Raw genomic sequence first — 20,356 nt, 5'->3', positions numbered from 1 at the left:
CCCCGCACGGCAGCCGCAGCTACAGCGGCGGCTGCCGCGACAGCAGGCGATACAGGGCCTGATGCTGATCGCGCGCCTGGCAGATGCGGGCCCCTATCGCCAGGAACACCGCCACGCCGATCAGGCCCAGTCCCAGCATCGAATCCTGCAGGCGCAGGAAACCGACCGCTGCGGCCATCGTCGCCAACACCAGCAGCACGACGACTGCCACTGACAGCCCCGCACCCGGTGGACCCGGATCACCGAACAACATCCGTTGAGTATCCCGCCTTCCGTCCGCCATCGCCTGTCCTCCCGAGTGCCTGACCCACTAGTTACACGGCGGGCTCGCAATCCGGCAGAGTCAGAAACGTCACGAAGGTGAAGACGTACACGGAATGCACCGCGCTACCCTGCCGCGTACCCCTCGAACTGCGGAGCAGCACATGGCACACCAGAGCCGGCTGGCTGGATTCATCATCGACTGCCAGGACCTTCCCGCCGACGAAGGCGCCCGTTTCTGGGCCGCCGCGCTCGGCCTGCAGGCACAGGCGGCGCGTGCCGAAGGGGGCGCCGAGTATGCCGACCTGCTGGGCGCACCGGCGGGCCTGGACGTTGAAGTCCAGCGGGTCGATCACCCGTCACGGGTGCACCTGGACATCGAGAGCGACGACATCGATGCCGAGGCCGACCGCCTGGAAAAACTCGGCGCCCGTCGCATCGGCTTCGTCAAACGCTGGTGGGTGATGGAAGCGCCCAGCGGCCATCGCTTCTGCATCGTGCGCATGCGCGAGCGTGAGGTGCCGGCCAATCAGTGGCCCTGAAAGAGCAAAGGGACGGAAGCCACGGCCTCCGTCCCCCCGGATTCACTGCACCTGCGCCACGCTCGGTTGCTGCGGTGATTGCCCCCAGCCGCCCAGCGCCTTGTACACGCCCACCACGCTGACGTTGACCTCGGACTCGGCCGCCGCCAACGCATCATCGGCCGCCAGCTGCGTGCGCTGCGCATCCAGCAGGGTCAGGAAGTCCTCCGAGCCCTCGCGATAGCGGATCTGCGCCAGCGATTCGGCACGCCGTGCCGCCTGCGCCTGCTCGACCACGATCGCCAATCGTGCCTGCTGCTTGGAATAGCGGGTCAGCGCGTTCTCGGTGTCTTCCAGGGCCAGCAGCACGGCCTGCTCGTACTGCGCGGCCACGCCTTCGGCTTCAGCCTTGCTGGCACGCAGGCGTGCACGCACGGTACCGAAGTCGAATGCTGCCCAGCTCAGCGACGGGGTCAGCGACCAGGCCTTGTTGTTGCCATTGACCAGGCCACTGGCATCGCCGCCGAGGAACCCGACGAAGCCGGACAGCGACAACCGCGGGAACAGGTCCGCAGTGGCCACGCCCACGCGTGCGGTCGCAGCCGCCAGGCGACGCTCGGCCACGCGCACGTCGGCGCGCTGGCGCAGCAGTTCGCGGGTATCGCCCAGCGGCAGCGCCTTGGCGAAGGCCGGCACGTCGTGCGGCGCGAGCATGTCGGTCAGCACTTCCGGGCGCTGGCCGAGCAGCACGGCCAGCCGGTTGCGCGACTGCGCCTCGGCCACTTCCAGCAACGGGATGTCGGCCTCGATCGCCTTCAGGCGGGCGCGGCTGCTCTGCACATCCAGCTCGCTTCCCGCGCCCAGCTCCCAGCGTGCCTCGGTCAGCTTCTGCGTATCGCGCAGGTTTTCCAGCGTGTGCTGGGCCACCGCGATGCGCTTCTGCGTACCGCGCAGCTCGAAGTAGTTGCGTGCCACTTCGGCGGCGACCAGGACCTGCGCATCGGCCAGGTTGGCCTGCTCGGCACCTAGGTCCGCGCGCGCGGCTTCGGCGGCACGGCGCTTGCGGCCGAACAGATCCAGCTCCCAGCCGGCGTCGAAGCCGAGCTGGTAGCTTTCACTGAACACCCGCTGCCCATCCAGCTGCGGATCGGGTTGCTTGCGGCGGTCGTAGCTGCCGCCAGCGGTGACGTGCGGAGCCTGGTCGAAGCGGCTTTCCACGAACACCGCGCGGGCCTGGCTGACGCGGGCCACGGCCACGCGAAGGTCCAGGTTGTCCGACAGTGCGCCGTGCACCAGCTGTTCCAGCACCGGATCATCGAACTGCGCCCACCAGCTGGCGACCGGCGAAGCGGTACTGAACACCGGCTGCTGTGCACCCTGCAGGACCACCGGTTCCTGCACCGGGGCCTTGTAGTTCGGGCCGACGCTGACACAGCCCGCCAGCACCAGGCTGGAGACGGCCATCGCCAACGTGCGGATCACCATGGCAGCACCTCGCCCAGGTAGGTGAAGCTGCCGCTGGCACCGGTTTCACCGATCAGCGCCATTTCCACGCTGGAACGCGCGCCTTCGCTGATTTCGATCTCGCCGTTGCCACCGTTCATGTCGGTCTTCACGTAACCCGGATGCACGGTGTTGACCTTGATCGGCGTGTTGCGCAGCTCATAGGCCAGGCTCAGGGTCCAGCTGTTCACTGCGGCCTTGGACGCGTTGTAGGCCGGGATCTTGAAATCGTAGATGCCCGAGGTCGGATCTGCATGCAGGGTCTGCGAACCGAGCATGCTCGACACGTTGACGATGCGCCCGGACTTGGCCTGCCTGATCAGCGGCAGGAAGGCCTGGGTGACTGCCACCAGTGCATAGACGTTGGTGTCGAAGGTGCGCTTCCAGGTGTCCAGCGACTGCTCCGACGGTGCCTGCGCCGGGTTCTCGATCATGATGCCGGCATTGTTGACCAGGATGTCGAGGCGGCCATGGCGCTGGCGCACCTGCTCGACCGCTTCGGCGATGCTGGCCGCGTCGGTCACGTCCAGCTGCAGGGCTTCGACCGGCAGGCCTTCAGTCTGCAGCTTCAGGGCCAGCTCCACCGCCGTTTCGCGCTTGCGACCGGCCAGCAGCGTGTGCACGCCGGCCTCTGCCAGCTGGCGCACGGTTTCCAGGCCGATGCCACGGGTAGCGCCAGTGACCAGCGCGATCTTGTTCTGATGGGTATTCATGGATGCATGCCTTGTCTGTGGGAAGAGTGGCCGCCGGCCAACGACCGGCGGCGGAGTTCCGTATCAGTGGTGGATGGTCGGTTCGCCGTGCTGCACCAGCTGGCCGCCACCGTTGCGGGTAACCAGCTTGCGCAGCGCCACGTAGAACACCGGGGTGAGGAACAGGCCGAACAGGGTCACGCCCAGCATGCCAGCAAACACCGTGATGCCGGTCACCGAGCGCACTTCGGCGCCTGCACCGTGCGACAGCACCAGCGGCACCGTGCCGGCGATGAACGCGATGGAGGTCATCACGATCGGGCGCAGGCGCAGGCGGCAGGCTTCCAGCGCGGCTTCAACGATGCCCTTGCCACCCATCTCCAGCTCTCTGGCGAATTCGACGATCAGGATCGCGTTCTTGCACGCCAGGCCCATCAGCACCACCAGGCCGACCTGCACGAACACGTTGTTGTCACCGCCGGTCAGCCACACGCCGAACAGCGCGGACAGCAGGGTCATCGGTACGATCAGGATCACCGCCAGCGGCAGCGACCAGCTCTCGTACAGCGCGGCCAGCACCAGGAAGGCCAGCATGATCGCCACCGGGAACACGATGAAGGCGGCCTTGCCCTGGGTTGCCTGCTGGTAGCTCAGGTCGGTCCATTCGGTGGTCATGCCGACCGGCAGTACCTTGCCGGCGATCTCGGTCAGTTTGGTCATCGCCTCGGCCGAGGACAGCAGGCGCGGGTCGGCTTCACCGGCCAGGTCCGCTGCCGGATAGCCATTGAAGCGCAGCACCGGGTCCGGGCCGAAGGTCTGCTTGATGGTGACCATCGAACCGATCGGCACCATCTCGCCGCGGTCGTTGCGGGTACGCAGCTTGCCGATGTCCTCGACCGTCTCACGGAACGGACCATCTGCCTGGGCGATCACCTGCCAGGTGCGGCCGAACTGGTTGAAGTCGTTGACGTAGGCCGAACCCAGGTAGGTCTGCAACGTGTCGAACAGCTCGGTGAGCTGCACGCCCTGTGCCTTGGCCTTGACGCGGTCCACCTCGGCATCGAGCTGCGGCACGTTGGCCTGGTAGCTGGAGATCGGGAAGGCCATGCCTGGGGTCTGCGCGACGGTGCCCTGCATGGCCTGCACGGCATTCTGCAGTGCGCCGTAGCCGAGGTTGCCACGGTCCTCGATGAACATCTGGTAGCCGTTGCCATTGCCCAGGCCGAGGATCGGCGGCGGCATCATCGCGAACGCGAAGCCTTCCTGCAGGCCGGCGATCTTCTGGTTGATCTCGGCATTGATCTGCGCGGCGGTGCGGCCATGGCGCTCGGCGAACGGCTTGAGCGGGATGAACGCCACACCGGTGTTCGGCGTGTTGGTGAACTGCAGCGCGTTCAGACCGGGGAACGAGATGGTGTGAGCGACGCCATCGGTTTCCTGGGCGATCTTGGCGACCTTGCGCAGCATTTCATCGGTACGCGCAATCGACGAACCTTCCGGCAGCTTCACACCGGCGATCAGGTACAGCTTGTCCTGGGTCGGAATGAAGCCCGGCGGCACCAGCTTGAAGATCACGCCGGTACCGACCAGCAGGATCGCGTAGACCACGAACACCGCACCGCGGCGGCCGAGGATGCGGGCCACACCACGCTCGTACTTCTCCGAACTGGACTTGAAGAAGCGGTTGAACGGACGGAACACCCAGCCGAACAGGCGGTCGATCAGGCGGCTCGGGCCGTCCTTCGGAGCGCCATGGGCCTTCAGCAGGCGCGCGGCCAGGGCCGGCGACAGGGTCAGCGAGTTGATCGCCGAGATCACCGTGGAGATGGCGATGGTGACGGCGAACTGCTTGTAGAACTGGCCGGTGACACCGGACAGGAAGGCCATGGGCACGAACACGGCGCACAGCACCAGCGCGATCGCCACGATCGGGCCGGACACTTCGCGCATGGCCTGGTGGGCCGCAGCGGTGGGCGACAGGCCTTCCTCGATGTTGCGCTCGACGTTCTCCACCACCACGATCGCGTCGTCGACCACGATGCCGATCGCCAGCACCAGGCCGAACAGGCTCAGCGTATTGATCGAGAAGCCCAGCAGGTACAGCGCGGCGAAGGTACCCACCACCGACACCGGCACCGCGATCAACGGGATGATCGAGGCACGCCAGGTCTGCAGGAACAGGATCACCACCAGCACCACCAGGGCGATCGCTTCCAGCAGCGTGGAGACCACGGCCTTGATCGAGTCGCGCACGAAGATGGTGGTGTCATACACCGCTTCGTACTTCACGTCGGCCGGCATGGTCTTCTGCATCTCGTCCATCGTCGAGATGACCTGGTCACGGATTTCCAGCGCGTTGGCACCCGGCGACTGGAAGATACCGATACCCACCGCGTTCTTGCCGTCCAGCTGCGAGCGCAGGGTGTAGTCGCCCGCACCCAGTTCCAGGCGGGCCACGTCGGACAGGCGCACGATCTCGCCATCGGTGCCGCTCTTGAGCACGATGTCGCCGAATTCCTTTTCGGTCTTCAGCCGGCCCTGGGCATTGATCAGGGTCAGGAACTTGCTGTCCGGCAGCGGTTCGGCGCCGAGCTGGCCGGCCGAAACCTGCACGTTCTGCTCGCGCATGGCACGCACCACGTCGCTGGCGGTCAGGCCGCGCGAGGCGACCTTGTCCGGGTCCAGCCAGGCACGCATGGCGTAGTCGCCGCCACCGAAGATCTGCGCGTCACCCACGCCCGGAATGCGCGCCAGCGCATCCTTGACGTGCAGGCGCGCGTAGTTGCGCAGGTACAGGGTGTCGTACTTGCCTTGCGGCGAGGTCAGGTGCACCACCATCAGGAAGGTCGGCGACTGCTTCTGCGTGGTCACGCCCTGCCGGCGCACGTCCTCGGGCAGGCGTGCCTGGGCCTGGGCCACACGGTTCTGCACTTTCACCGCCGCTGCGTCCGGGTCCGTGCCCGGGCGGAAGGTGACGGTCATCTGCAGCACGCCGTCCGAGCCGGCCACCGACTTCAGGTACATCATGCCTTCGACGCCGTTGATGGCCTCTTCAAGCGGCGTGGCGACGGTCTCGGCAATGACCTTGGGGTTGGCGCCCGGATACACCGTGCGTACGACCACCGACGGCGGCACCACTTCGGGGTACTCACTGATCGGCAGGATCGGAATCGTGATCAGGCCTGCGGCGAAGATCACGATCGACAGCACCGCCGCGAAGATCGGCCTGTCAATGAAGAAACGGGAAAAGTCCATGGAGGAATTCCTGGGAAAGGCGTTCGGCGGGCAACAGCCACCCTGCCCCTCGCCGGGATGACGAAGGCAGGGGAGGCTGCCGCTGGCGCCGGCAGCTAAGCGGGGACGCGGATCAGGAGCCGGCGGATCAGTGCTTCAGGGCAGCGGTGGCATCGCGGCCCGGTGCCGGCGCCGGCTGTGGCTGCATCGCCACCGCCTTGGCCTGCACCGGCATGCCCGGCATGAAGACCTTCTGCACGCCGTCGATGATCACCTTGTCACCGGCGGCCAGGCCGTGCTCGACGATACGCAGGCCGTCGGCGGTGCGGCCGAGCTGGATGTCACGGCGCTGGGCCTTGCCATCCTTGTCGACCACGTACACGTACTTGCGGTCCTGGTCGGTCAGCACGGCCTTGTCGTCGATCAGCAGCGCCTGGAACTGGCCGCTGCCAAGCAGCTGCACGCGGGCGAACAGGCCCGGCGTGAACTGGCGATCGGCGTTGTCCAGCAGCGCACGGACGCGGATGGTCCCGGTACTGCGGGCGACCTGGTTGTCGAGGAAGTCGACCTTGCCCGTGTGCGGGTAGCCTTCTTCACCGGACAGGCCGACCTTCACCGGCAGCGCGCTGTCACGCTCGCTCGGGCGCTCGCCCTTGCGTGCCATCTGGGCATAGCGCAGGAAGGTGCTTTCGTCGGCATCGAAGTAGACGAACACGGTGTCCAGCGAGACCAGCGTGGTCAGCACGCTGGCGCTGTCGCCGGCGGTGACAAGGTTGCCGGCGGTGACCATCGCGCGGCCGGCACGGCCGTCGATCGGTGCCCGCACCTTGGTGAACTCAAGATTGAGGCGGGCTGCATCCAATGCTGCCTGCGCGGCCTGCACGGCGGCGCCGGACTGGTCGGCAGCGGCACGGCGCTGCTCGGCGGTCTCGGTGGAGATCGCCTGCTGCTCGGACAGCCGCTTGGCGCGCTCGGACTCGCTGCGGGCCAGCGTGGCCTGGGTACGGGCGCGGGCCAGTTCGGCGGCCGCGCGATCGTACTCGGCCTGGTAGCTGCGCGCGTCGATGGTGAAGAGCACTTCGCCCTTCTTCACTTCCTGGCCTTCGACATAGTTGACCTTGTCGATGTAGCCGGACACGCGCGGACGCAGCTCAACGCTCTGTACCGCTTCGACGCGGCCGCTGAACTCGTCCCATTGGCTGACCTGCTTGACCAGCACCGGCGCGGCGCTGACCTGCGGCGGCGGCGGTGCACCGCCTTCTTCGGCATGGCCGCCGCTGCAGGCCGCAAGCACGGCCGCGGCGAGGATCGACACGCCGGCCATCGCAATGCGATGGCCGAAACGATGTGGGGTGGTATTGGGGGAAGTCATGGCATGCATCCGTACGGAGGGGTGGTACAGCTATATGAGAACGTGTTGCAAAAATGGGCGGCGAATACTGCGACCTCAACCATGGTTGAGGTCAAGCGATGCCTGCGGTGTCGCGCCACAGCGGAGGAACTTCCAGGTGCAGCAGGCCACGCGGCAATTCGGCATCGCTGCTGTCGCAGCGGACGATGGCGCGGTTGTCGCGGCACCCATCAAGCAGGGAGACCACACGACGACCGACCAGCAGCGAGCTGGGCCACTCGATGCAGGCATTGGCCGCGTTGGCCGGGGTACACACCGGGCTGCACACTTCCAGCATCTGCGCGCGCACGCCCAGCGCCTGCGCTTCCTGGTGCACCACCTGCGCATACATGCGCAGTGCGGCGGTGGTGATCGAGGTCTCGCCGTAGCCCGCCCAGGGCTTGGCGTTGGCCGGGCTGCCGATCATCACGTAACGACGCGCGTGCACGTTGTCCTGCAGCAGCGGCAACAGGTGGCGCACGGCGTGCACGTGCGGCATCAGATCGGCCTGCATCGCGCCCAGCAGTTCATCGCCGTTGCGGTCGGTCACCCGGCCGCGACGGTAGGGGCCACCCATCGCAGCGATCACTGCCGCCAGCGGGCGCGGGCGCTGCGCGATGCGTTCGGCCAGCGCGCGTGCCGAGCCGTCATCGCTGAGCGAACCCAGCAGCGTCTCCAGTCCGGGCTCATCCGCGAACTGCTCACGCAGCGCGGCCAGCCGGCCCGGATCGCGGCCAACCACCAGCACCGGGCTGCCGGCTTCCAGCAAAGCGCCGACCACGCCCTGGCCGACGGCACCGGTACCGCCAAGGACCAGGACTTCGGGCGTCAGTATCCCATTCACGGGACATTTCCTCCCAAATCCGGGATAGTCCCGGTCCGACGCAGGCGATCGCCCTTGTGCGGGACCAGGCGGATGGCACCGCCACGCTGCTGACGCATGGGCGCGGTAAACTCACGGAAGTCCTTGTGTACCAAGGAACTCGGACGGGCTTCGACGGTCATCGCCAGGTCCAGGGTGTTCTGGCCGGCGTTCCGGAGTCGGGCAAGAATGTTGCGCAGGCTCATGGCGGACGGGCTCCAATTAACGAATGGCGCCACGATAGACCTCAAACCTTTACTTGATTAGTCCTGATTAAGGGGAATAATCATCCCGCTCCCGGTCCAATCGTTCTGTCACGATTGTCCCATCCCCGACGTCCAGGATCCCCGACCATGTCCCACGATCTCAACGAGACGCTGATCTTCGTCAAAGTGGTCGAGCAAGGCAGCTTCATTGCCGCTGCCAAATCGCTCGGCCTGCCCAAGACCACGGTCAGCCGCAAAGTGCAGGAGCTGGAAACGCGCCTGGGTGCGCGCCTGCTGCACCGGACCACGCGCCGCCTCGGCCTGACCGAAGCCGGTTCGATCTACCACGAACACTGCCAGCGCATCGCACGCGAGCTTGAAGAGGCCGAAAGCGCGGTGAGCCAGCTGCAGTCCGGCCCGCGCGGCTGGCTGCGCTTCACCGTGCCCTACTCGATCGGCATCACCTGGATCGCCCCGCTGCTGGGCCAGTTCCATGCGCAGTATCCAGAGATCCGCCTGGACATGCACATGGGCAACGAGAAGCTGGACCTGATTGCCGGTGAAGCGGACCTGGCGCTGCGCGTGGGTGCCCTGCCCGATTCCAATCTGGTCGCGCGCAAGCTGGGCAGCCTGCGCACGCAGGTGTTCGCCAGTCCGGCCTACATTGAGCGCTATGGCGAACCGCTGCATCCGGAAGAGCTGCAGTTCCATCGCATCCTGGCGATGCGCAAGCCGTACCATACCGGCAACTCGCCGCGCTTCACCTGGCAGCTGGGCGAGAACGGCGGTGAACTGCGCGACTTCCCGGTCACCCCGCTGATGACCGCCAACGACATGTCTGCGTTGAATGGTGCATTGGTCTGTGGCGAAGGCCTGCTGCTGACCGGTGATGTGATGGCCAAGCCGTTCGTCGAATCGGGCATGGTGCGCCGCGTGCTGGCCGGCTGGACCGGCCCGGAAGTGGACTTCAATGCCGTGTTCGCCGGCGGCCGCCTGGTCTCGCCGAAGGTGCGTGCGTTTGTCGACTTCCTGGTCGAGAAGCTCAACTTCGATGCCAATTACATGCTGGCGCAGTGCCCGGGCGCGAAGCTGGCACAGCAGCAGAAGGCACAGGAAGATGCCGCGCTGGAAAGCAGTGGCAAGCGGATCCTGGAGAAGGTGGCCGCTTCGGCGGCGTAACCTGCAACAAGAGCGCTTATCCATCTCCTGGTAGATGCCGACCTTGGTCGGCATGGCTTACAGAGGAAGTCGAGCGCGGCTCGACTCTGCATGCGCTGTCGGCGTGCCGAGCAACGCTCGGCACCCACAAAAATGCCGCCTGCAAGGGCGGCATTTTCGTTCCGGCCGATGGCCGGACCGGCTCAAGCAGTAACGCTACGCGTTACTGCTTGAGCGGAATCACCCGAATCTCGACGCGGCGGTTCTTGGCGCGGCCGGCATCGGTGCTGTTGTCGGCAATCGGGTAAGCCTTGCCGGCGCCCAGGGTTTCGATACGCACGCTCTGCACGCCCTGGCCGATCAGGTACTGCGCGACCGAGTCGGCGCGTTCCTTCGACAGGCGGTTGTTGACCGCGTCGCTGCCGATGCTGTCGGTGTGGCCAACCACCTCGATCATGGTCTGGTTGTACTCACGCAGCGTACCGGCCACGCCGTTGAGCGAGCCATAGAACTGCGGCTTCAGGGTCGCCTTGCCGAAGTCGAAGGTGATGCCGTCCGGAAGGTTCAGCATGATGTTGTCGCCCTGGCGCTGCACATCGATGCCGGTGTTGGCGGTGCGCTCGCGCAGTGCGCGTTCCTGGCGATCCTGGTACTGGCCGACGGCGGCACCGCTGAGTGCGCCGATACCGGCACCGATCAGCGCGTGCTGGCGCCGCTCGGTAGCACTGTCGCCGGTCAGCAGGCCGGCCGCCACGCCGATGGCGGTACCGATCAGCGCGTTGCGGCCGGTCCGGTTCTGCTGTTCGGTCGGGTTACCGTACTGGTCACTCTGCACATAGGAGCCGCCGGTGGCGCAGGCCGACAGGACGGCCGCACTCATCAGGGCCAGTGCGACGTTGCGGGTGGTGTTGCGGATCATGAGGTTCTCCTTTGTTTCCGGTCGGCCGGCGGCTTGCGGGCGCAGAGAGGATAAACAGCCGAATGCGATGTCGGGATGATGATCCGGTGCGCCGACAGGGCCGCGTTCAGCTAACTGACCGGATCGCTCGGGTCCCCCTTTACCCCGCCCCCGACTGGCGGTATGCCGCCAGCGCAGCATCTCGGCCCTCAGCCAGGCCCACCATCGGCGTGCGTGGATAGCCAGGTGCGTGTGCGGCCAGGAGCAGAGGATGCTGCCACGGCGCAAACCGCGCCTTCACCGGCAGTGCCGCCAGCTCGGGCACCCAGCGGCTGATGTAGCGGGCCTGCGGATCGAACTTCTCGGCCTGGGTGACCGGGTTGAACACCCGGAAGTACGGCGCGGCATCGGCGCCGGTCCCGGCCACCCATTGCCAGCCCATCGTGTTGTTCGCCAGATCGGCATCGACCAGGGTGTCCCAGAACCAGCGCGCGCCATGCAGCCAGTGCGCGCGAAGGTGCTTGCACAGGTAACTGGCGACGATCATCCGCACCCGGTTATGCATGTAGCCGGTGTGCCACAGCTCGCGCAGTCCGGCATCAACGATCGGCACGCCGGTATTGCCGCGCTGCCAGTCGTGCAGTTGCGCTGCAGTCGGCGCCGCCCAAGGGAAGCGGTCGAAACGCGGATTGAGGTTGTCCGTGGGCGTCTTCGGAAAGTGATGCAACAGGTGGTAGGCGAAATCACGCCAGCCCAGCTGCCGCAGATAGCCGTCGATGTCGGCATCGGTGCCGGCGCTGCGCAGTCTTTCCAGCGCATGCGCGATGCGCCACGGTGCGATCTCACCGAAATGCAGGTGCGGAGACATCCGCGAGGTGCCCACACGGTCGGGCAGGTCTCGCTGCTCGCGGTAACCGCGCAAGGCACCGTCCTCGAACACCGACAGCGCCTCCAGCGCACCGGTTTCGCCCGGCTGCCAACACTCCCAGAAGCCGGTATCCCAATCCAGCGTCGGTGCAAGCTGGAGATCATCAAGTGCGAGGCTGTCGACCGCGTGCGTCGTCAGTGCCTCCGGTGCGGCCTGCAGTGCCGGCAGGCGCCAATGACTGAGCACGTTGCGCCAGTACGGCGTGAACACCTTGTACGGCTGTCCCTGCTGGGTCGCAATGTCCCAGGGCTCGAACAACAGGCTGCCATTGCAGCTCTGCGCGTCGATTCCCTGCTCGCGCAGCGTGCGCTTGATGGTGGCGTCGCGAGGCTGGGTGGCCGGCTCGTACTTGCGGTTCCAGTACACCGCCTCGGCGCCGGTCTGCTCGACCAGCAATTGGAGGGCCGGCAGGCTGTCACCGCCGCGCAGCACCAGTGACGAGCCGCGCGTGCGCAGGTCGGCATCCAAGGCGCCCAGTGAACGGTGGCGCCACGCATCGGAGGCCGCACCCGGCACCCACCCGCCCTCCTCGTGCGGCGCGTGGACGTAGACCGGCACCACATCGTGGCCCGCGTCCAGCGCGGCCTGCAGGGCCGGATTGTCCTGCAGCCGCAGATCACGGCGGAACCATACCAATGCTACCGACACAGACACCGCCCCCGTTGTTGAAGGCGGACATGATAGCCAGGGGCAGTGAAGGGGATGCGCGCGCCAGACCATCCACGCGTGGCATGGATCTACTTGCCGAAGCGCTGCATCGCCTCGCTGATCAGCGCACGCGCTTCGGCCGCGTTGCCCCAGCCATTGAGCTGCACCGGATTGCGCCCCGCCGGCAGCTCCTTGTAGACCCGGAAGAAGGCCTCGATGCGCTGACGCTCGACCTCCGGCAGATCCTCCAGATCGCGGACAGCCGCGTAGGTCGGGTCAACCCTGTCGGTCGGTACGCCGATGATTTTCTCATCGTGCTCGCCGCCGTCGATCATCTTCAGGTAACCGACGGGCCGGAAACGCACGATCACGCCCGGATGCAGGGGCTCGCGGGTCAGCACCAGCGCATCCAGCGGATCATTGTCACCGGCCAGGGTGCGTGGGATCGAGCCGTAATTGGCCGGATAGGCGACCGGCATGGACTGGAAGCGGTCCACATGCACCAGGCCGTCTTCCTTGATCTCGTACTTGGTGACGCTGCCGGCCGGAATCTCCACCGCCAGATTCACTTCCCGCGGGGCTTCCCTTGGCTGGGCCACCAGGAATGGATGCAGCACGGTATCGGCAGCGGTCACCACACTGGTCAGCAACAGCAGTGCGGCGCCGATGGCAGCGAGAGGAAGGATGCGACGGGGCGTGATCATCGGCCTCTCCTCATTCCCAGCAGCGATCGGCGCGACCCTTGGCGGTCTGCGCACGCGGGCAGTCGCGCGGTGCGATGCGGCCTTCGGTCAGCTCCATGCGCTGCTTTTCCCCCTTGGCATCGCGGCGCAGTTCGAAGGCATCGTAGAGACGGCCGGTCACGGTGCGCGCTTCATAGCGCAGGCGCTGCGGGTCGATGTTCAACACCTGGAACAACTGGGTGTCTTCGGCCACTGGGTTCATCGTCCTGCGCGCTTCATCGGACAGGCGGTACTGCTTCGGTCCGGCTACAGTCACCACGTACTGCGGCGTTGCGGCCTGCCCTTCGCCACGGCGGCCATAGGTGTGGTCGTGGCCCTGCAGCACCAGATCGACGTTGTGGCGGCGTACCACCGGCAACAGCACGTCACGCAACGCGGCGTTCTCGCGCCCTTCGCGCGGCGAGTAGAACGGCTGGTGCAGCAACACGATGGTCCACGGCTGGGGATTGCCGGCCAGCACCTTGTCCAGCCATTGTGCCTGTGCCGTGGCAGTGCCGAGGTCGAGTGCCGATGTGCCGTCTACCACGGCCACGCGCACGCCCTGCGCATCGAACCAGTAGCTGGTCTGCTGCGCAGCGCTGGCACCATTGCCCGGCAACGCGAACGTGACCGGCCAGTGGCGGCCCAGCACGCGGCGCTCCTGCGGGGTGTCCTCGAATTCCTCGAAGTACTCGTGGTTGCCTATGGCCGGCGCCACCAGCGTTTCCTGCGCCAGCCAGCCGACGGCGGCAAACCATTCTCCCCACTCGCTGTCATCCATGTTGTCGCCGCCGCTGACCAGGTCGCCGGCAAACAGGCTCATGCGTGCCTGCGGTGCGGCCTTCTGCGCGGCACGGACCACGCGGCTGACATGGCTGACGTTCTTGTTCTGGGTATCACCGAAGTACAGCAGGGTCAGCGGCTGGTCGGCGGCTGCCAGCGTGCGCAGCTGGTTCCATGCACTCCAACTGCCGTTGCCCTGCACACGGTAGACGTACTGGGTATCCGGCTGCAGGCCATCGATATCTGCACGATGGTGGTGCGACAGGCCGTTCTCGGTCCGCAGCGCGCGGGTCGTCGCACGGACCTGGCGGATGCCTTCGATGGCCGGCGAATCTGCGGCCAGCGCGATCTCCATCAACGGCGCCTGCACGCTGCCGTCGGTGCGCCAGGCCACCGCGAAGCCTTGGCTGGAATCGGCCGCCGGCGAGGCGACGATGCGGTCCGGCACCGTCGTCGCTGCGTAGTGGCGGCTGCCCGCCGGCACCTGGGTATTCGGTTCGGCCGCCGCGAACGACAGCGACGGCAGCGCCAGCAGCAGGCCCAGGGCCAGCGTGCGCATCACGCACTGCCGGCTCATGCGCCACACTCCAGCGGCAGCGCCAGCTGCTTGGCGATGCTCTCCCAGTCGAACGCCACCACGCCCTGGTCGTCATGCACGGCATACAGCGCACCGTGCGGGAAGCGCGTGCTGGCTTGCTGCATCATCCAGATGCCGTCGGTGTTGGCCACGGTATTGCCCTGGAACGCGCCGACCGGCTTCAGCGTGTGCCGGTCGAACAGATGGAACACGCTGCGCTGCTTGCCCTGTTCGGTGGTGATCCACCAGCCATCCTTGCCGCAGGTGCGCAAGGTCACGCCTTCGGCCTGCGCCTTGAACACATCGCTGCCGAAGGTGGTGCCGGTGAAGCGGCCCGCCAGGGTGTAGACCTTGAACTCGCTGGCGTAGCTCTCGTCCTCTTCGGCGATCAGCAGGCGGTCGTTCTCGGGATCGCCCCAGATCGACTCGACCACGCGCAGCGCTCCCGCCTCGGTGGTATCGCCGATGCTGGCCACCCGCTTCGCGTCGACCTTCTCGCCATCGCGCGTCACGTGATACTGGCGCACGCGCTTGTCCAGCTCGGCCAGCGGCGGCAGGATGTCACGCCCCTGTGCATCCTCGCCGTTGTCCCAGGAGTCGGTGACGTAGACGCTGTAGCCATCGGCACGACGGTCGACCCACAGTCCGTAAGGCTTGCGCAGGTCGTCCGCAGCGAACGTCGCCAGCGGCGTGAAGTCCGGCAGGCGCAGTACCTGCACGCGGTGATTGTCGCGCTCCACGATCCACAGCAGGTCGTCGATCACCGCGATACCGTTTGGGCGGTCGAACTGCCCCGGTGCGGTGCCGCTGCTGCCGACGTCACGCAGGTGCTGTCCGGTGCTGCCGTCGTAGACCACCAGCTTGTCGGTGGCCTTGGCGGTGGCGATCAGCCACAGCGCGCCGTCCGGCGCGCGCCAGGCTGCCGGCGAGTCTATGTTGTCGGCCGGGGTCATCGGTGACAGGAAGGCTTCGGCGATGGTGGTCACCACGCGCTCGCCCCCGGCGGCCGGCGCGGCCGCTCCCGCAACCGGATCGGTGCCGGTGGCCGGCGTGCAGCCGGCGACCAGCGCAGCTGCCAGCGCGGCGGCCAGCGCGGCGGCCAGGACGGTGACGCCCCGCCCCCTCACAGCGCCACCTTCAGGCCCAGCGCATAGGTGCGGCCGTACTCTTCCATCTGCAGGGTGCGCGAACGGGTGCCCTGGTAAAGCTCCAATGGCTTGTCCAGCAGGTTCTGCGCTTCGAAGTACACGCTCACGCGCGGAGTGAACTTGTAGTCAAGCGAGAAATCGAGCTGGGTGTTGGGTGCCACGTAGATGTCGAATGCGCGCCCCTTGCCGATGCTGTCCAGGTACTCGCTGCGGTACACGGCCGCCAGGCGCGTGCTCAAGCCGTACTTCTCGTAGCCGATGTGTGCGCTGTAGACGTGCCTGGAGGCGCGTGGCAGGGTGAAGTCCTCGCCCGCACGGTCCTCGATGCCGGCATCGAACTTCGTATCCAGCCAGGTGCCACTGGCGCCGACCAGCAGGCCATCCAGGCCGTCCGGCAGGAAGGCCAGCTGCTGCTGCCAGTTGAACTCCGCACCACGCACGGTGGCCTTGCGACCGTTGATCGGCTGCGTCACATCGAATCCACCGTAGGCCGGATCATTGGTGCGCACGGTTTCGACGATGTAGCCATCGATCGACTTGTGGAACAGGCCCAGCGAAACGATGCCGCTGCTGCCGATGTACTTCTCCACCGACAGGTCGATGTTCTTCGACTCGTACGGATCCAGTTCCGGGTTGCCCAGGCGCACTTCCTCGTCACCGCGGCTGTAACCCACGCGCGGCGAGACGTCGCCGAAGGACGGGCGCGATACGGTCTTGTTGGCCGAGGCGCGCAGCACCCAGTCATCGGCCGCGTCATAGCGCAGGTGCAGGCCCGGCAGCACGTTGGTGTAGCTGCTGTTGGCCACGCGCGGGGCAACAGTGAAGCTGCGGCCGTTCGCCGCCACGTCCACCTGGTTGCCGACGGCCTTGAAGCGGGTGTTCTCCACGCGCACGCCGCCGATGATGCGCAGCGCGCCCACGTCCCAGGTTCCCATGGCGTAGCTGGCGAAGATGTCCTCGCTGGCCACGTAATCCTCTTCCAGCGACGTCATCGCATTGCCGCCGACGTCCTGCGGGCGGGCGCTGTACTGGCTGCCATTGGCCGCCCAGAAGGCACTCATCGCAGCCGAATCCATGCCATCGCCGAAGTTGCCGTGGCGATGTTCGGGCGAGGAAGTGGTCCAGCCCGACAGCGCCACCTTCGGGCCGACGCGCAGTTCGCGCTCATCCACATTCACGTCGCGGTCGCGCCAGCGGCCCAGCAGACCGAACTTGATGCTGCTGCTGTCGCCGTCGAAGCGCACGTTGACCTGCGCGCTGTGCTCCTTGTCGTTCACCTGCTTGGGCGAAAGCACGAAGCGGTCGAACGCGTAGTTGCTGTTGTCCAGCCACTGCGGGTTGTCGAAGCTGTAGCTGGGCAGCCGGCTGCTCTGGTCCAGGCTGCCGTTGAACGCCTTGCCGTTGAGCTTGAAGCGCGCCTCCATCTCGTCGTTCACGCGCTCTTCGGTACGGGTGTAGCCGATCCGGTAATCGACCACGGCGTTGGTCAACTTGTTCTCGCCGCCCAGGCTGGCCGCGAAGGTGTTTTCCTTCTTGGTGCGGTAGCGCATGCGCTTGTCGATCGAATCCTTCGGCATGCCATCCAGGCGGTACTGGTCGGTGCCGGTCTTGACCATCGTCGCGTCGTCGAAGTTGAAGATCACGCGCTGGCGGGTCTCCGCATCGTCGAACTGGCTGTACAGCGTGCGCAGGTAGTACCTGCTGTCTTCGTCCGGCCGCCAGTCGAGGTTGAGGTTGGCGCCGATGCGCTTGCGCTCGATCTCGTACTTGCGGTGCTGCAGGTTGATCGCGGTCACGTCACCGGCGGCGGCATCGTCCTCGCCGTCGTACTCCACTTCGGTGTTGTCCGACTCGAACCTGCGCTTCTGGTAGTTCACGCCCAGCGCCACGCCGAAGGTGTCGTTGAACACTTCGCTGTAGTTGAAGGCCGCCTTCGGGCTGGTCTCGCCGGACAGCTGCTGATGACTGCCCTCGATCTTGCCACGCAGGCTGCGACCGTCGCGGTCGAAGGCCGAGGCCGATTCCACCAGCACAGCACCGCCGATGGCATCGCCGGGCATGTCCGGGGTCGGCGACTTCACCACGCGCAGGCGTTCGGTGGAATCGGAGGGAATCACGTCCAGCGGCGCGGCACGGCTGGAATCCTCCGGCGTGCCCACGGCGATGCCATCCACGCTGACACTGTTGAGATTGGCGTCCAGGCCACGGATGACCACGAAACGGCCCTCGCCCTGGTCACGGGTCACGCTGATGCCCGGCAGGCGCTGCAGTGATTCGGCCACGTTCTTGTCCGGGTACTGGCCCAGGGCATCGGAGGACACCGCGTCTTCGATGGCGTCGCTGCCGCGCTTGAGGTCGACCGCGCGGATCTGCGATTCGAGCTGGGCGCGCACCTCGATACGGTCAAGGTCGACCGCGTCGGCCGCCACGGTGCCGGTGGCGGCTACCGCCTGCTGCCCGGCGGCCTGCAGCGGTGCCGCGGCCCCCATTGCCAGGGTCAGGGTGATGGCAACGGCCAACGGAGTCTTGATATGCACTGGGAATCCCCATTCCTGTTAAGAATGGGTCTGCACGGTATGTCCGCAAGGTTGCATGGCCGTGACATGCGTCTGCACATTTCATGTACGGCGGCTGCGGGCCCGGTTTGGGCTTCGCCCCGCCAATCCGGCAAAATGGCGGCCTCTCTCCCTATTCCCCTTCCCGACCATGAAGATCGTCGAAGTGCGCCACCCGCTGGTGCAGCACAAGATCGGCCTGATGCGCAACGCTGCGCTCAGCACCAAGGATTTCCGCGAACTGGCCAACGAGCTGGGTACGCTGCTGGCCTACGAGGCCACCGCCGACCTGGATACCGAGCCGCACACCCTGGCCGGCTGGGCCGGCCCGGTGACGGTGCAGCGCATTGCCGGCGCCAAGATCACCGTGGTGCCGATCCTGCGTGCCGGCCTGGGCATGCTCAGCGGCGTGCTGTCGCTGATCCCGGCGGCCCGTGTCAGCGTGGTCGGCCTGCAGCGCGATGAAGAAACCCTGCAGCCGGTGCCCTACTTCGAGCGCCTGACCGGCCGCCTGGAAGAGCGCGACGCACTGATCCTCGACCCGATGCTGGCCACCGGCGGCACGCTGATCGCCACCATTGACATGCTCAAGCGCGCCGGCGCCCGTCGCATCAAGGGCATCTTCCTGGTGGCCGCGCCCGAAGGCATCGAAGCAGTGAAGGCCGTGCATCCGGACGTGGAAATCTACACGGCGGCCATCGATGCCCAGCTCAACGACAAGGGCTACATCCTGCCCGGACTGGGCGACGCGGGTGACCGCATCTTCGGCACCCGCGTCGGCTGATCCGGCGGAACCGGGGGCCAGAGCCCTTTCTTCGCAGAAGGACTCTGGCCACGACGACAGGGCCGGATCCATCCCCAGGGGGGTTATCCACCTACATCCAGCGTTCGCGGGTGCGCATCACCCCTGCGTGCGGACGCCAGACCACGTGGCGTGGCCAATGCGTGATTCTTCACGTGGCCTTGCCGGCCCAAGGCGAATGCTCCGCGCACCCGCCCCCTTGGAGCTCGCGATGAAGGCCTCTTTCCTGCTGGCCGCCGTCCTGCTGGCCGGCCTCCCCCTGGCTGCCAACGCCACCACCCCGCAGCAGCAACGCATGGCCGAATGCTCGGCCAAGAACAAGGGCTTGAAGGGGGATGCCTACAAGACCGCGCAGAGCTCCTGCCTCAGTGGCCAGGCCGCCGAAACCAAGCCGGTCAATACGCAGCAGGAACGCATGCGCAAGTGCAACGCTGACGCCGGCGCGAAGAAGCTGGCAGGCGATGCGCGCAAGACCTTCATGAGCAGCTGCCTGAAGGCGTCGTAACGACGAGTGATGTAGAGCCGAGCCCACGCTCGGCTCTGCCATTAGCCCAGCGCGCGCGCCTTCAGTTCGCCCTGTTCGTGCAGGGTCACGAAACGTCCCTTGTCATCACGGCCCAGCTGCGCCAGCGCCACCTGCGGGTCGTGGGTGAAGAACAGCCGCACGTTGCGCGCCAGCTTGTCTTCAAGGAACTGCCGCTTCTCGTCGATCAGCAATTCGGCATTGCGGTCATAGCCCATGGTGATCGGCACGTGCACCCATGAACGACCTGGGATGAGGTCGGCACAGAACACCACGCCACCGTGCGCATCTTCACCGGCATGCGCATGACCAACGATCTCGGCCAGCATCAGCCCCGGCGTATGCCCATCGCTGTAGCTGAAGCGCACGCTGCGGCCGAGCGCCTTCGAGTACTCCCCCTCCACCACTTCCAAGCGGCCACTGGCCTGCAGCAGGCCGGGCAGCTCAGGAATGAAACTGGCCCGATCGCGCGGGTGTGGCTGCACGGCGCGCTGCCAATGCTGCGCACCAACCACATAGGTTGCGTTGGGGAACAGCAGCTCGGGCTCGCGCCCTTCGCTCCATGCGGCAAGCAGGCCACCGGCATGATCGAAGTGCAGGTGGCTGAGCACCACCACGTCGATGTCCTCGTGCTCGAAACCCGCTTCGCGCAGTGAATCGATCAGCACGTGCTGGCTTTCCTGCACGCCGTAGCGCTCGCGCATGCGCGGGTCGAAGAACGCACCGATACCGGTTTCAAACAGTACTGTCTTGCCTTCCAGCGGACTGGCAAGCAGCGCACGGCAGGCCAGCTCGATGCGATTGAGCTCGTCCGGAGCCGCCCATTTTTCCCACAACGCGCGCGGCGCGTTGCCGAACATCGCGCCGCCGTCCAGGCGCTGCGAGTTTCCACGAATAGACCAGAGTTTCATGCGTCGATTATCGGCGCCGGACCGTTAAATAATC

18 protein-coding genes are annotated in these 20,356 nt (G+C 66.4%); 4 read left to right on the top strand and 14 right to left on the bottom strand.

The window, feature by feature from the left end; genetic code table 11:
- Positions 1-19 precede the first annotated feature (19 nt).
- Positions 20-283, bottom strand: coding sequence for a hypothetical protein (locus ACMGRF_RS06205; protein ID WP_049414598.1), 264 nt, complete (start codon positions 281-283; stop codon positions 20-22).
- 142 nt (positions 284-425) lie between these two features.
- On the opposite strand from ACMGRF_RS06205, the gene ACMGRF_RS06200 reads away from it, so the two are divergent.
- Complete coding sequence (locus ACMGRF_RS06200) at positions 426-803, top strand: VOC family protein (protein ID WP_049414413.1); 378 nt, start codon at positions 426-428, stop codon at positions 801-803.
- Between the two features lie 42 nt (positions 804-845).
- Here the strand turns inward: ACMGRF_RS06200 and ACMGRF_RS06195 are convergent, their stop codons facing one another.
- The 6 genes from ACMGRF_RS06195 to ACMGRF_RS06170 form a co-directional block, all read right to left on the bottom strand.
- Positions 846-2,267 (bottom strand): efflux transporter outer membrane subunit, encoded by a 1,422-nt coding sequence (locus tag ACMGRF_RS06195; protein ID WP_049414414.1) that lies wholly within the window; start codon positions 2,265-2,267, stop codon positions 846-848.
- The gene (locus ACMGRF_RS06190) at positions 2,261-2,998 is read right to left on the bottom strand and encodes an SDR family oxidoreductase (protein WP_049414415.1); all 738 of its coding nucleotides are present in this window, start codon (positions 2,996-2,998) and stop codon (positions 2,261-2,263) included. The genes ACMGRF_RS06195 and ACMGRF_RS06190 overlap by 7 nt, the downstream gene beginning before the upstream one ends.
- 63 nt (positions 2,999-3,061) lie before the next feature.
- Positions 3,062-6,232 carry an efflux RND transporter permease subunit gene (locus tag ACMGRF_RS06185; protein ID WP_099494590.1) on the bottom strand — a complete coding sequence of 1,057 codons (3,171 nt, stop codon included), beginning with the start codon at positions 6,230-6,232 and terminating at the stop codon, positions 3,062-3,064.
- A gap of 127 nt (positions 6,233-6,359) precedes the next feature.
- Positions 6,360-7,583, bottom strand: coding sequence for an efflux RND transporter periplasmic adaptor subunit (locus ACMGRF_RS06180; protein WP_049414417.1), 1,224 nt, complete (start codon positions 7,581-7,583; stop codon positions 6,360-6,362).
- A 91-nt stretch (positions 7,584-7,674) separates the two neighbouring features.
- Entirely contained in the window at positions 7,675-8,445 is a 771-nt protein-coding gene (locus tag ACMGRF_RS06175; protein ID WP_049414418.1) for an SDR family NAD(P)-dependent oxidoreductase, read from the bottom strand.
- Positions 8,442-8,669 carry a hypothetical protein gene (locus tag ACMGRF_RS06170; protein ID WP_414485711.1) on the bottom strand — a complete coding sequence of 76 codons (228 nt, stop codon included), beginning with the start codon at positions 8,667-8,669 and terminating at the stop codon, positions 8,442-8,444. Before ACMGRF_RS06170 ends, ACMGRF_RS06175 begins: the two co-directional genes overlap by 4 nt.
- A 147-nt stretch (positions 8,670-8,816) precedes the next feature.
- Between ACMGRF_RS06170 and ACMGRF_RS06165 the strand changes: the two genes are divergently transcribed.
- Positions 8,817-9,848, top strand: a complete 1,032-nt coding sequence (locus ACMGRF_RS06165; protein WP_005416157.1) for a LysR family transcriptional regulator — start codon at positions 8,817-8,819, stop codon at positions 9,846-9,848.
- A gap of 202 nt (positions 9,849-10,050) precedes the next feature.
- Here ACMGRF_RS06165 and ACMGRF_RS06160 read toward each other — a convergent pair whose 3' ends face one another.
- From ACMGRF_RS06160 to ACMGRF_RS06135, 6 genes are all read right to left on the bottom strand, one after another.
- Positions 10,051-10,746 (bottom strand): OmpA family lipoprotein, encoded by a 696-nt coding sequence (locus ACMGRF_RS06160; protein ID WP_005416156.1) that lies wholly within the window; start codon positions 10,744-10,746, stop codon positions 10,051-10,053.
- A gap of 139 nt (positions 10,747-10,885) precedes the next feature.
- Entirely contained in the window at positions 10,886-12,301 is a 1,416-nt protein-coding gene (locus tag ACMGRF_RS06155) for a cryptochrome/photolyase family protein (protein WP_262257734.1), read from the bottom strand.
- An 89-nt stretch (positions 12,302-12,390) separates the two neighbouring features.
- Positions 12,391-13,005: an inorganic diphosphatase gene (locus ACMGRF_RS06150; protein ID WP_262257729.1), complete on the bottom strand. Its 615-nt coding sequence runs from the start codon at positions 13,003-13,005 to the stop codon at positions 12,391-12,393.
- Positions 13,006-13,015: 10 nt separating this feature from the next.
- A complete protein-coding gene (locus ACMGRF_RS06145; protein ID WP_262257735.1) occupies positions 13,016-14,365 on the bottom strand; it encodes a purple acid phosphatase family protein in 1,350 nt (449 codons plus the stop codon).
- Positions 14,366-14,379: 14 nt separating this feature from the next.
- The gene (locus ACMGRF_RS06140) at positions 14,380-15,510 is read right to left on the bottom strand and encodes a phytase (protein ID WP_414485710.1); all 1,131 of its coding nucleotides are present in this window, start codon (positions 15,508-15,510) and stop codon (positions 14,380-14,382) included.
- Positions 15,507-18,020, bottom strand: a complete 2,514-nt coding sequence (locus ACMGRF_RS06135; protein WP_414485911.1) for a TonB-dependent receptor — start codon at positions 18,018-18,020, stop codon at positions 15,507-15,509. The genes ACMGRF_RS06140 and ACMGRF_RS06135 overlap by 4 nt, the downstream gene beginning before the upstream one ends.
- Positions 18,021-18,237: 217 nt before the next feature.
- Here ACMGRF_RS06135 and upp point away from each other — a divergent pair, with 217 nt between their 5' ends.
- Positions 18,238-18,870, top strand: a complete 633-nt coding sequence (gene upp, locus ACMGRF_RS06130; RefSeq protein WP_005416149.1) for a uracil phosphoribosyltransferase — start codon at positions 18,238-18,240, stop codon at positions 18,868-18,870.
- Between the two features lie 229 nt (positions 18,871-19,099).
- Positions 19,100-19,393 (top strand): PsiF family protein, encoded by a 294-nt coding sequence (locus ACMGRF_RS06125; RefSeq protein ID WP_049413317.1) that lies wholly within the window; start codon positions 19,100-19,102, stop codon positions 19,391-19,393.
- 41 nt (positions 19,394-19,434) lie between these two features.
- On the opposite strand, the gene ACMGRF_RS06120 is transcribed toward ACMGRF_RS06125, so the two are convergent.
- On the bottom strand, positions 19,435-20,322 hold the full coding sequence (locus ACMGRF_RS06120) for an MBL fold metallo-hydrolase (RefSeq protein ID WP_019661213.1): 888 nt from the start codon (positions 20,320-20,322) through the stop codon (positions 19,435-19,437).
- Positions 20,323-20,356 lie beyond the last annotated feature (34 nt).

It is taken from the genome of Stenotrophomonas sp. EMP41, from assembly GCF_047495535.1.
GTDB lineage: Bacteria > Pseudomonadota > Gammaproteobacteria > Xanthomonadales > Xanthomonadaceae > Stenotrophomonas > Stenotrophomonas sepilia.
Note: the sequence above shows the minus strand (reverse complement) of the source record. Positions and strands in the feature narration are given on the sequence as shown.